Annotated in this window: 12 protein-coding genes, 1 tRNA gene and 1 pseudogene; 10 read left to right on the top strand and 4 right to left on the bottom strand. The window is 39.6% G+C overall.

Annotated elements, in window-relative coordinates; translation table 11 throughout:
- Positions 1–7 precede the first annotated feature (7 nt).
- Entirely contained in the window at positions 8–625 is a 618-nt protein-coding gene (locus AACU32_RS31640; protein ID WP_096605697.1) for a tetratricopeptide repeat protein, read from the top strand.
- 210 nt (positions 626–835) lie between these two features.
- On the opposite strand, the gene AACU32_RS31635 is transcribed toward AACU32_RS31640, so the two are convergent.
- Positions 836–1237, bottom strand: a complete 402-nt coding sequence (locus tag AACU32_RS31635) for a hypothetical protein (protein WP_339378425.1) — start codon at positions 1235–1237, stop codon at positions 836–838.
- 560 nt (positions 1238–1797) lie between these two features.
- Between AACU32_RS31635 and AACU32_RS31630 the strand changes: the two genes are divergently transcribed.
- From AACU32_RS31630 to AACU32_RS31590, 9 genes and pseudogenes are all read left to right on the top strand, one after another.
- A complete protein-coding gene (locus AACU32_RS31630; protein ID WP_096605693.1) occupies positions 1798–2697 on the top strand; it encodes a transposase family protein in 900 nt (299 codons plus the stop codon).
- A 195-nt stretch (positions 2698–2892) separates the two neighbouring features.
- A complete protein-coding gene (locus AACU32_RS31625; RefSeq protein WP_339378424.1) occupies positions 2893–4545 on the top strand; it encodes a tetratricopeptide repeat protein in 1653 nt (550 codons plus the stop codon).
- Between the two features lie 19 nt (positions 4546–4564).
- Positions 4565–4702, top strand: coding sequence for a hypothetical protein (locus AACU32_RS31620; protein WP_339378423.1), 138 nt, complete (start codon positions 4565–4567; stop codon positions 4700–4702).
- 493 nt (positions 4703–5195) lie between these two features.
- A complete protein-coding gene (locus tag AACU32_RS31615; protein WP_096605691.1) occupies positions 5196–6056 on the top strand; it encodes a hypothetical protein in 861 nt (286 codons plus the stop codon).
- Between the two features lie 202 nt (positions 6057–6258).
- Positions 6259–6855, top strand: coding sequence for a DNA cytosine methyltransferase (locus AACU32_RS31610; RefSeq protein WP_096605689.1), 597 nt, complete (start codon positions 6259–6261; stop codon positions 6853–6855).
- A 104-nt stretch (positions 6856–6959) separates the two neighbouring features.
- Positions 6960–7658 (top strand): DNA cytosine methyltransferase, encoded by a 699-nt coding sequence (locus AACU32_RS31605; RefSeq protein ID WP_339378422.1) that lies wholly within the window; start codon positions 6960–6962, stop codon positions 7656–7658.
- Between the two features lie 425 nt (positions 7659–8083).
- The gene (locus tag AACU32_RS31600) at positions 8084–8287 is read left to right on the top strand and encodes a hypothetical protein (protein WP_339378421.1); all 204 of its coding nucleotides are present in this window, start codon (positions 8084–8086) and stop codon (positions 8285–8287) included.
- 28 nt (positions 8288–8315) lie between these two features.
- Positions 8316–9362: pseudogene (locus AACU32_RS31595) on the top strand (S8 family serine peptidase); the annotation flags it as partial.
- Positions 9363–9698: 336 nt separating this feature from the next.
- On the top strand, positions 9699–9842 hold the full coding sequence (locus tag AACU32_RS31590) for a hypothetical protein (protein ID WP_339378420.1): 144 nt from the start codon (positions 9699–9701) through the stop codon (positions 9840–9842).
- 506 nt (positions 9843–10348) lie between these two features.
- On the opposite strand, the gene AACU32_RS31585 is transcribed toward AACU32_RS31590, so the two are convergent.
- The 3 genes from AACU32_RS31585 to AACU32_RS31575 form a co-directional block, all read right to left on the bottom strand.
- The gene (locus AACU32_RS31585) at positions 10349–11377 is read right to left on the bottom strand and encodes an Arm DNA-binding domain-containing protein (RefSeq protein ID WP_096605683.1); all 1029 of its coding nucleotides are present in this window, start codon (positions 11375–11377) and stop codon (positions 10349–10351) included.
- A 167-nt stretch (positions 11378–11544) separates the two neighbouring features.
- Positions 11545–11617, bottom strand: a tRNA-Phe gene (locus AACU32_RS31580).
- Positions 11618–11695: 78 nt separating this feature from the next.
- Positions 11696–12565 (bottom strand): metal ABC transporter permease, encoded by an 870-nt coding sequence (locus AACU32_RS31575; protein WP_096605681.1) that lies wholly within the window; start codon positions 12563–12565, stop codon positions 11696–11698.
- Between the last annotated feature and the right edge of the window lie 150 nt (positions 12566–12715).

Here is a 12715-nt window from a genome sequence, read left to right as displayed (position 1 = left end):
AAAAATCATGTTTTTTACTAATTCCTTAGAAAATCAACTCCAGCGTTGGGATGAAACTATCCGCAATCAGCCACAAAATCCTCATGCTTACGTTCGGCGCGGTATGGTTAACTTCCAGCTTGCCAAAATTGATGAATCTATTCAAGATTTTGATACAGCAGAAAAATTAGATGCTCATCTTAAACCATATTTATGGCAACGGGGACTATCTTATTATTATGCTGAAAGATTTGCTGAAGGTGCAGCACAATTCGAGATAGATTTGACAGTTAACGCCCAAGATGTAGAAGAAACAGTATGGCGATATCTCTGCATAGCTTGCCTTTCTGGTGTCCAAGAAGCACGCAATTCTCTATTAACTGTGAAAAATGACCCCAGGCGAATTATGCGGAGTGTATACGATTTATATGCAGGAAATTGTACAACAGATGATGTTTTAAATGTTGGTAAATCTGAGGGAATAAAAGGTAATTTTTACAGTCATCTTTATCTCGGATTATATTACGAAGCTGAGAATAATCGGGAATTAGCGCAGGAATATATAGTTAAGGCTGCTGATAATTACAAAATTGATGATTATATGTGGTATTTAGCGCAGGTACATAAAAATCTGCGAAAGTTCTAAACACATATTTATTTCTCACCAGTCGAGATGTCATAGGGGCGGGTTCAGCCAGATATTCGTAAATGATTGGATCGTATTTGTGAATCCGCTCCTACTGCTTTTGAGAAATGGGGGCTAATGGCGATCGCATCTTACAGACAACTTTCCTGTATGTGTAAAAATGGGTGATCGCATCTCTACATCTACTACTTTATTGTCACAAAACAACCTTTACCGCTGCGGTTTAAGTTGCTGTTGTAGCCGTAATACCTCCATTTGCTGTCTTTGCTGTATTAGTAATTGGTTTTGTCTAAATTGTCCAAACGGTTGTTGTCTCATTTGTCCAAGAGGCTGTTGTTGTCTGATTTGATTTTGTAGTCTAAATTCTTCGAGACGCTGTTGTTGTCGTAGCATTTGTTCATCTTGTCGCTGTCTAAATTGTTCCCATTGTTGTTGAGAAGTTGGAGAAGATAATTGTTTACTCAACTCTTTGTTTTGGGTTTCTAACTGCTGTTGAGTTTGAGGTATCTTCTGCGCAATTTCGGCTTTGACAGGAGAATACATCGCTAAATCTATTGTCAGGATAGTAAGTAGTAGCCCTGATTTAACTAACAATGAATGAGTCACGTTCATTTGCTGCTCCAAATTTAAAATGCAAAATATTAATTACGTAACAATCGCTTTACCCGCATTTTTCACCAGATGTAGGGGCGAGTTTACAGATATGACTCCATCATCCACAACTATTTGGCTCAACCCGCCCCTAGGAATTCTTGACAACTAAATCTTTACAGTCTTCGCCCGTTATCTTTCATTGCACCAACCTGACTTGAAAATAAGACCCCACCCCTAACCCCTCCCCGCAAGCGAGGAGGGGAATCAAAAATTTTTTCATGTGTCCTGCTGTGCGCAGTTCATGACGACTAGTTACTCAAGCGATCGCTCTATAGCTTTATAAACTATTTTACAAAATCTTCCATCGAGTAACTTCTTACTTCTGGTACAGTATCTTAACTTTGTTGACTTTGGAAATGTAGTGAGAATACGGTGAAGTTTATTTTTGACGGTTGAGGGTTGACTGTTGACTGTTTAACTGTGAACCGTCAACAATAGCAATAGACCCATCCAAAATATAATCTAGGCACAAAAAAGTGGTAGAAAGTAAAATTAGAAGTCTACCACTGTGATTTAAAATGTGTATTGTCTTCAATTATATCCAAAAATGCCCATCGAGAACAAAACAGATTCTGGGCATTAGTCACGAACAGTTTCAAGCGTTGCTTGAATCAGCTTTAAAAGAACATATAAAAATCCAGAAGGAAAAAGAAAAGGAAAAAATCAGGATTAATTATCCTGGGGGAGGACGGCAAGAAATATTATCCACTTCCGAGCAAATATGTCTATGCCTGTTTTATTTAAGACAGATACCCACCTTTGAAATACTAGGGATGTTGTTTGGTGTATCTAAAAGTGAAGCTCATGTTACTTTCCATTACTGGAGAAAGATCATCCGAGTAATTCTGCCATCAAGTTTACTTGAACAGATGGATGGTCAAGAAGGAGATTTCCTGATTGTACAAGAATTATTGACGAATTTTCAACTCTTAGTAGATAGCCTAGAACAGCCTATAAACAGACCATCTGACAATGAAGAACAAAAAAAGTTTTATTCAGGAAAGAAAAAACAACATACTTTAAAAAGTCAATTAGTAGGTCTGCCAAATGGCAAAGATATTATTGATGTAGTAGTAGGATTTCCTGGACCAACATCAGACATCAATTTATTTAGGGAACAACAGAAAAAATTTGATTCTGAACAAAAATTTGCGGGAGACAAAGGATATCAAGGTGGTAAAAATATGACGACTCCTCATAAGAAAAAAAGAAAACAGCAACTAACCGAGCAACAAAAAACAGAAAATAAAATTCTGTCAAGTAAACGTATATTTATCGAACATCTAATCAGGCTTGTGAGAATTTTTAAAATAACTTCACAAAGATTTGGGCTAAAGTCAAATATCTATAAAGAAATAATTTTAACAGTTTGTGGAGGAGTGAGGCTACGAATTGGTACTTTAGTTATGACGAGGTAATTATCATTAATAATGATTAGCGATCGCCTTGAATGCATAACTTCATTTTTTGGCTCTAAACTATCAGTAACGATATCAAACCCTAATTGTTACGTTTAAAGAGAATCTGCAAGGATTGGTCTCAAAGCCTTGTAGATATTGGCTTGCAAGTTTTAGGACGGGTCTAATGAACCAAAGGTAACTCTTAAAGGGCGATTGCAAAACTTTTTTGCGGCGATTGAACAAGAACACAACCAACCTTTGCTCTTGGTGCTGGATGACTTTGAGCAAAATATCCCCACAGCTAATATTGAGGATGGCTCACTGCGGATGACGGCTGGAGCTTACGAGATTTTAGAGGCGATTTGTGGGGCATTGGCAGAGAATGGGGGAGAAAGTCGGCTGATTGTTACCTGTCGTTATTTAAAGCCAGATACTTTACCACCTCATCGCCTGCACTTGGAATCTTTAGCGGGGATGAGCAGCAGTGATATTGATAAAATCTGCTTTGCTTTAGATAAGGAAGTCAAGCAGCAGTTAAGAACGCAACGGATTCTCAAGATTGCTGATGGGAATCCCCGGTTGCTGAAGTGGCTTTTGGAGGTGATTCAGCAGCCAGGACTAGCGGCGGATGAATTACTGAATCGGTTGGAGGCGACTGAGCAGAAATTCCGGGAGAATATTTTGGCGCAAACTTTGCTGGATGCTTTGGATGTGGAGGAGCAAAAATTTCTGGCAAGGTTGAGTGTGTTTAATTTGTCGGTGACGGAGGAGATTATTCAAGTTCTTACGCTTCACCCTACATCGGAGATCCCCCCAACCCCCCTTGAAAAGGGGGGCAATAATATTACTTCTTCCACCCCCTTATTAAGGGGGTCGCCGCAGGCGGGGGGATCTGATGTTGGTCTTGTTCAAAAGTTAAGCAAGCTTGTCAGCCTTAGCTTAGTTGAATCTGCTACCACTCACCCCAATCAGCCAGTTAATTACCGGGTGACGACAATTTTACAACCGTTGTTAGCACCAGTATTGACTGAGGAAGAATGGCAAGCAGCGCGACAGCAAGCGGTGAAGAAAATTCATCAAGCTTGGTGGGAGGAGAATGAAGAAACCACGGAAGCAGAAGTACTGGAAATTGTGCGGTTGGGATTGCTGGCGAAAGAGGAGGAAATTGCTGTTAGTGTTGGGCATAGGATTGCAAACAATTGGGTGAACAATTCCCGGTTTGTGGAAGCTGTAGATTTATGTGAGCAAGTCTTGGCAGTTTATGAAAACTACCGCATTCTGGGAACAGTCGCCCGTGCGGAAGAAGTTTTGGGTTTGGTGCAAGAAGCTGTTAGCCATTATCAGCAAGCTTTAGACCTTTGTCCGGAAGAGGAATTACAAGAAAAAGCCGCTACCCTCAACAACATGGCACTGGTATTTGCCCAACAAGGGAACATCACTAAAGCGATCGCACTTTGGCAGCAATCCTTGGAAATAATTGAGCAGATTGGTGATGTCAAAGGCAAAGCTGCTACCCTCAGTAATATGGCAGGGGTAATCGCCCAACAAGGGGACATCACTAAAGCGATCGCACTTTGGCAGCAATCCTTGGAAATAATTGAGCAGATTGGTGATGTCAAAGGCAAAGCTGCTACCCTCAACAACATGGCAGGGGTAATCGCCCAACAAGGGGACATCACTAAAGCGATCGCACTTTGGCAGCAATCCTTGGAAATAATTGAGCAGATTGGTGATGTCCAAGGCAAAGCTGCTACCCTCAACAACATGGCAGGGGTATTCGCCCAACAAGGGGACATCCCAAGGGGAGCAGTTCCGACAAGTATTAGAACTTCAAATCTACCTGGGACTGAAACATGGGAGAAATAGCATATCGTACTTTCGTCAAATGACTCGTCAAGAACTAGACCAAACATTTCAAATATATGGAGTTGAGATAAATGCCAGATTAGCAGCATTACAAAAAATACATAGAGACTCAGTAGCCCAAAAACCAGTTTGTGTAGTAGGTATTTTAAAAAAGTGAACTGCTGATTTAATCCTCATTACAGCTTACTACAGTGTTATTACAAGCATTTAAAGAGTTTTGCCCTTGATAACAAACTACATTTGTCCTGCTGAATTTACCAAAAATAGCATTGTAAAATTCTGATTGAGACCATAGATGAGTATGTTACTACAGCAATACAAAGCTAAAATGCTTACTCTATCTCGATTCAGCAGAATGTTAGAAAGTGTAATGTACCCTGTTTGATTCTCAATCTCCCGAATTTAGTACATATTTTTTCTAATTAGAGAATGGATGTAGTACAGCTTAAATAAATACAAATGTCTATATATACGGAGATATCATAATGTGTACAGGAGAGAGAAATATACAAAAACATCTCTTGATGGTGCAACTGAAACAATAGAAAGAGAAGAAAGAAATTCATCAGGGTTGTTAGAATTTTGTGCAGCTATTATCGCAATTACTCTCTCAATATTGACAGCCACTTTAATTTTGTAAAGTGTTAACCATGCCAGTAGTACTAGAGGATTGGATAAGCAAATCAACCAATCTGAGAAACATTTGTCAGAAGATCCGATCAGCGGAAATTAGCAATCGGACATGGTATGAGTGGGAGCGATTAGCGGGAGCTTGTTACGCCCAAGGCAAGAAAGTCTACACTCGTCAGTACACACAAGAACAGACAAAGTTGCTGTTGTGTTTGGCATGGTTGAGAAAGCATTACCCACGCTGCAAAGTGATTTATCGGAGCTTGAGAGATTATTTCCAGGCGAATGAATACAAATTAGAGGAGGTATTTGACAAGTATTGCGAACAGGTCAATTCCGATGAAACTTTTGTAGCCGATGAAGTTATACAACAACCTAAAAAAATAGCTTTAAGTGAGGTGAAAAATTGTTGTAACCGGATTATGAACAGGGAGATTTCCAGGAATTGCTGGGCAAGTTGGAAGCAGTATTTGGGAATTCCGAAGTATGAAAAGTTTATAGATGAAGGAAAAGGTGCATTGCTAACATACATGGCCTGTTGGCGGCACGATCATCCCACCCAACAATTTCCCTCAGTAAATCAATTGCTAGTAATGATGAGAAATTGGTCACGCACAGCGATGAGTATAGAAACAGCATCAAGCGCTCTGATGTGGCATCAATGGCAAATGCAGGGATGCTTGGGGAGAGATTTACACAGATACTTGGCTGCATGTGGCTACAAAGTCTCACCTCGCACATTGTACAAGTGGGGAGATTTTAGTAAACGAAGGCATTATTCGGTTTCTGAGTTAGCAAAGTGGAAAGAAAAAGCTTCAAAAAGGTCAGGAGTGGCAGCTAAATCTTCCTCGATGAATTCTTCGCAAAAGCCTTGTGGATAATCAAAAAATACTGTGTAATTCCAAGTATTACTGTAATCATCTAATCGCCATCCCGTAGCTGGAATTGATAATATATAAACTAGATTTAAATTTGCAAGATTAAATATTTTTATCTATGCAAATAACTAATGATAGTAGCACAGGTGTGAAATGATTCTAAAATAGAGGCAAGTACATAAAATCTTAATTATTTGACTTAATTATGATGTCAATAAATAAGAACTTAGTAGTTAGTTTATTTTGTGGAATTGGCGGATTAGATCTGGGCTTTGAATCTGCTGGATTTGAAATAGCAGTTGCCATCGACAATAATCCTAAAGTTTTAGAATTATATAGAATGAATTTCCCCAATACTTTAGTTTTATGTCGAGATATTGGGGATATTTCAGCAGCAGAAATTAGGGAAGTTATTCAAAATAAATATCCAGATTGGGATGGAGAGATTGCCGCAGTTATCGGTGGTCCCCCCTGTCAAGGATTTTCGGTTGCAGGAAAGCAAGATATTAATGACGAACGCAGTCAATTAGTCCTCAAATTCATCAATTTGGTGGTAGAGCTTAATCCATCAATGTTCGTGATGGAGAACGTTCCAGCGATCGAGTGGAAGAAGTTTTCTAATATTACCAAGAGTGCGATCCCTCTCATCGAGGAACACTACATCCTGTCCAAGTGGTTGCTCACTGCATCAGATTACGGTGTACCTCAAAAACGGCAGAGGGCTATTTGGGTGGGGTCGAAATTTGGTGAGCTTGCTGCACCTGTTGAGAACGAGAAGAAATTTAATGTGGGGGAGGCGTAGACGCGAAGCGGCTTGTCGCAGACATCGCTGACATAAGCTACATCCCTATCGATTCCCAAATCGACACCTGGGAATTAAACCACAAGGGCGAATACGCTCAATATTTGGAAAAAATCTTTCCTGGTACTCCAAAATTCTCAAACCTGATTAGTGGATTTCAAGCAACAGCACACACAGCAGCAACACAACAAAAGTATAGTGATACAAAGCCTGGGGAGAAAGAACCGACGACTTGGGCTTATCGCTTGTCTAGCGATGGCTTTTCCCCGACGTTACGCGCTGGGAGTGGAAATCGAACCGCAGCAAGACCGATTCACTATGAACATACGCGGGTGATAACAGTTCGTGAGGCTGCGAGGTTGCACAGCTTCCCTGATTGGTTCGCTTTTGGGGCAAGTAAGCTGGCTGCTCACAAGGCGATCGGTAATAGTGTGCCACCTTTACTTGCTTATGCCATTGCTTCTCAGGTATGGGCGCATTTGGAAGAACAGCAAAATTCAACGATTGTTTTGCGATGTCCGGAGACAAGTTGCTTTGTGTTTACACATCTACTGGACTTAGCAACCCTTGAAGCGTCGGTTGATTTGCGAATTTCTCACTCAATGGGGCAACAACCAGAAAAACGAATCTGCGGGACTTCTGGGTTAGTTGATAGAGAAAATATCAAAGTCGGTAACGAGCGTAGACGCGGAGCGGCTTGTCGTTGGCGAAGCCTCTCGAAGAGAAGACATCGCCTCCAAGTAATTTGCGGATCGCAATTCATAAATTACGCCATTTTGTGCAAACCAGGGTTTGTAACATAGGTCTTAATATTTTTGAGATCAGTTCAGATTGGTGTTTTGCTGAGATGGAGAAATACCAGAAGTGTTATTAAAGCTTACTCTTAAATAACGATCGCAAAACTAAAACTAGACAACAAATAGTACAAAAATACTATAAAATAGTCACAGGATAACTTATGAATGCTTGTGGACGAATAATTGTTACGTTTTGTATTAAGTTAGGTTAATGACTAGCTTAATCTTGTTTTGTCGAACATGGAATTTAATAAATTAGCATTACAGAATATAATGACTAAATAATATAATTTTATTACTTTAAGATAGACTAAAACGTTTTAACAATATAGATAGAAATAGTACATATTATTATGACAAGAGGTGATATTCTAATAAAATTATTTAAGAGCTTCTCACAAAATAATCGAGAAGATTTTTATGCTGTTGCAATGGATCTTATTTCGGATAGCGAATTAAAGATTTTTCGAGAAAAATTAAATTCATATAGCGGGTTAAATGATAGTAATTACGAATATGGCTATTTCGATGCGATCGAAGATATTGTTCCATTAGAGCCAGAAGATAGAATTGGTCGATTGCTAGAGTTGAAACCACTCGAAAATGATGAGATTTTACCATTAGACTGCTTGTAGAAATGTTGTTGCAAAAGTAGAAGGATATCCGTCTCCATTTACTAGGAGCGGCTTTGGTGTTGATGGCATGATCAAGCCTGATTTGGTAGATTTTGGAGGAGATTTGGTTATAGATGGAAATAGAATCATTGAAAATGAAATTGGAGCTTCTATAATTACGGTTGCTAAAAATTATCAAGCAGGCTCATTATTCAAAGCATATTGTGGAACAAGTTTTTCTGCTCCTCGTGTTGCTAATATCGCAACGCAATTATTTTCTAAATACCCAAAGGCATCATCTAATTTGATTCGAGCATTAATAACTAATGCTGCTGGCTTACCAATAGAAATACCAGGGTTGTTTAAAATAAAAACTAAAACTAAAGCTAAGAATAAAGCTAAAAATAAAGAGAATACGAAGCTTGATACGAACAAAATACTACAAGTATATGGGTATGGACATACAAATTTTGTACAAGCGGCTTATTCCACTGATAATGATGTAGTTTTACTTGTAGATAATGAAATCATAGAAGTTGGAAATTTTAAAATTTATGAGATACCATCTTTGCCGCCGGAGTTCCTAGATACAAAAGGCAATAAAAAAATATCTGTCACTCTTGCTTTCGACCCACCGACGAGACATACCAGAGGAGATTCTTACCTCGGTATTGCAATGGAATTTCAATTATTTAAAAATATTGATATCGAAGCTATTACGAGGGCTTTTCAGAAAGCCACAGATGAAAATAAAGATAATCCAAATGAGGATATTGCCGAATTGACGATGGAAGAATTAAAAAAGAAATATGGCTCTAGTGTTGTAGTTGATTTACAGCCAGGAGTTAATTTAAGGAAAAAAGGACCTCTTCAAAAAGGTCAAATTGAATTCACTTCTAAGACATGGAAATATAATCAAAAATCTATGTATTTAGTTGTTAGTTGCAATCGCAAATGGGCGAGGGAAGGCGAAATTGATACCCAAAGGTATGCTTTAGTTATATCAGTTAGTCATTCCAATGCAAAGGTTGACCTTTACAACAAAATTAGGTTACAAACGCAAACCCGAATTAATGAGCGATCGCGCGTTCGTTAAAAGCTTTTTTTACACGATAATTTGGCACGCATTTTCTCGCATCAATAATACTGCCTTATATATTCATAAGCCTTCCCAAAAAATTCTTTATCCGGATGCAGCGCATATTTCAACCTGACTTTTACCGTTATGTCTGGAAACATGGATATAGTAAGGGTTTCAGTCCACAAGCCGATTATCAATAAAAGACGTTTAATGAGAATAGAACAACAGGAAAATAGGACTTTTAGGATAGCACTCCTGATCGCGATCGCTGTGATAGAAAGATAACGGGAAAAGTCAGATGATTATAGGACAAAAACCTGATTTTATCGTGGTTTGCAGGAAGGCTTCAGTATGTTGATGAAGTTCGATGCGATCGCTAAGTGCTGGGTCATGCGTTTTCCCACATCGGTTAAGTTTAACTTAGCCACCAATATGCAGGATTATGGACAGCAATCTATTGAGGCAAGATTCGAGTTATTTTCTACGATTGTGTAAATAAAAGGTATTTTTTAGCACACAAATGGGGACAATAAATATTGATCCATAGGAAAGAATTACTTTTTGATATTTTATCTTCAGACTTAAAAGAAAGTATTCAAGAAACTATTATTAATAACTTATGGCAAGTATGTAGTTTGCAGCAAATCCCCTACTATAGCTCGGTAAAAATAATTCGTTACTTCACATTTGGGGGGTACGTCGCTTTTCGGTTTGTCAAACCCCTAAAACTCCGGTACAAACAACTCTTTTCTTGCCCCGGCATAATGCTCATAAATCATCTTGGCACTCGTACCGACTAACTTGGCGATGTCTTTGGCATCCAACATCCTCATTCCCCCATCAGGCATCAAAATTGGTGTTTCCAGTGCTGCGGTAATAAAGGTATGTCTGGTTTGATAAGTAGGTCAACCTTAAAAAAGGTAAGATAGATTTTTTGAGATTACTTCGCTACACTACGTTCCGCTCGTAATGACATTTGACGTTTAATTAGTTTGAACTACTTACAAATTACGGTATTCAATATTGCTATCCAATCTTTTGAGTACCGAATGCCATGCCCTATTGTTGAGATTATGGGTATCAATCCATCCTCCTTTTGGTGCGGGAAATACTTTGTCTTCCCCTGTCGCACCTTCCGGCTGAATGGATTGTAACAGCCCTGCCAACTTCGGATTTATGGGAAAAGACCGCTTTTTCTGCGTTTTTAACCCCTTTTTACAAACCAAGCCATTTTCTGACTCCACCACAGCCTGCTCAAACCGAATTGTCCGAAAATCATCTGTGACATGTTTCCACTGCAAAGCAACTGCTTCCGATGGTCTACAGCCAGTCATAAATAGGAATTCAATGAAGGAAGCGTAGTATTTGTAATGGCGATCGCTCTTAAAAGTCTGAATGATTTTATCCCGTTCTGCCAAGGAAAAAGGGTCAATATCCGTATCCTCCGACTCACCTTTGGGAACCCGAATATCGGCAGCCATCCCCACAAACGGATTATTGGTAATTAGTTGAGATTTCACAGCCCAATTGCAACAGGCATTTATTTGCGTCAAAATACGTTTTGCAGAATTGGCCGTTTTATTCGCCACCAACCAGTCTCTAATTGCAACTGCATCATCAATAGACTTCTTTGGCAGGTACAAATTAAGACAACGGTCAACTTTCTGATAATCCTTTGCCAGGGTACTTGGAGAAGCATTTGGTCGCTTAAATTCTACATATTTCTCCCACAACTGGGGAAGGGTTGGTTGGGACTTTTGCGATGGTGTACCTGCTTGAGCCTTACGGACAGAACCTTCGGGGCTGTACTTGCTTAAATCCTTGGGGTCAAACCGCTCGCACAAAATATCTTTTTCGATTTCTGAGCCTTTGAGTTGGGCTAGCTTCCAATGTTGTGGTGTGTCAGGATAGCCCGTGGAAATATAATGACGCTTGCCAGCAAAATGGAAGCGCAGCTGAATGCGTCCATTGGAAAGGATGGCTGTGACAGAACCCTTGGAAGCCCTGCCAGTTGGGGTTTTCGTTTTCATGAGGGTATCTGGTGTAATCTACATTCTAGTCTACACAAGGATTACACCATCTTTACACCATTTTTTTCGCTAAATCGACCTAAACATACCCAATAATTTGATTACAGCTTTTTTTACTAAACCTCCAAAACCCTTGCTCTGTGGGAGAAATGTAGATTTTGTAGTAATGCCAGGAACCAGACTTGAACTGGTGACACGAGGATTTTCAGTCCTCTGCTCTACCGACTGAGCTATCCCGGCTGGGGCTTTTATTTGAGCCACGATTAATAAATGTAGCAAACTTATTACGATTATGCAAGAGCTTGATGGAAAAAAGTTTTATGCTGCTTTCATTGTCAACTTGATCCAGATGAACACAGCTACAAATATGAGAAACTGAACCAAAACGATACTGGGGCCAGAGGCTAAGTTAAACATACCTGAAACCATCATGCCTACAAAACTGCTGCTAGAACCGATAATCACTGATAGAACTAGAAACCGGGTAAAATGGTGACTAATTAATTTGGCAGTGGAAGCGGGAATGACTAAAAAGGCATTGACCAGTAAAACGCCCACAGCCTTAATGGCCACAGCTACAGCTAGTGACAGCAATATTACAAACCCATAGCGATACAACTGAACAGGTATACCTTGTACCTGCGCTACATCTGCATTGAGGGTCAATAAAATTTGTTGTCTTAGGGTTGATAGCAAGAATAGACCACTACCTACCAACACCAGCAGCGTCAATATTAAATCTGTGTTGTCAATGGCGAGAATATCTCCAAACAGTACTCCCATTAAGTTACCGCGATAGCCTTTGATGAGGCTAGTAAGAATCACACCGATCGCTAAGGCTCCGGAGAGAACTATACTGAGTACGCTATCGCTAGCTAAATCGGTTTTGTCGATCAAGTAAAGGACTATCACACCAAAAACTAAGGTAAATGGCAGCAACATCCATGTAGGGTTTAACTGTAGCAATACACCTAATGCGACACCGACTAATGCTGCATGACCTACAGCATGGCTAAAAAAAGACAACTGGCGTAAGGTAACAAAACAGCCTAACAACCCGCCAAGTATCCCCATCAACACAGCACCTGCGATCGCTCGCTGCATAAAAGGCAATTGTAACAAGCTTACCAAGTCCTGAACATTGGCGACAGCTAGCCCAGTTATCTGGCAATCAGTGATTAAATTCATGTGTAAGCTTTTTAACTGATTAGCCTTTTATTTATCACAGATTGATCGATAATTTTCTCTTAAATTAACAATGGTGTAGGCTTTGGCTACGTTCAGCAGAACGCCGTAAAGCACGATGAGTAAACGAACACGATACGTTAACCATAACGC

It is taken from the genome of Calothrix sp. NIES-2100, from assembly GCF_963875285.1.
Taxonomy (GTDB): domain Bacteria; phylum Cyanobacteriota; class Cyanobacteriia; order Cyanobacteriales; family Nostocaceae; genus Aulosira.
This window is presented reverse-complemented; position numbering and strand designations above follow the sequence as displayed.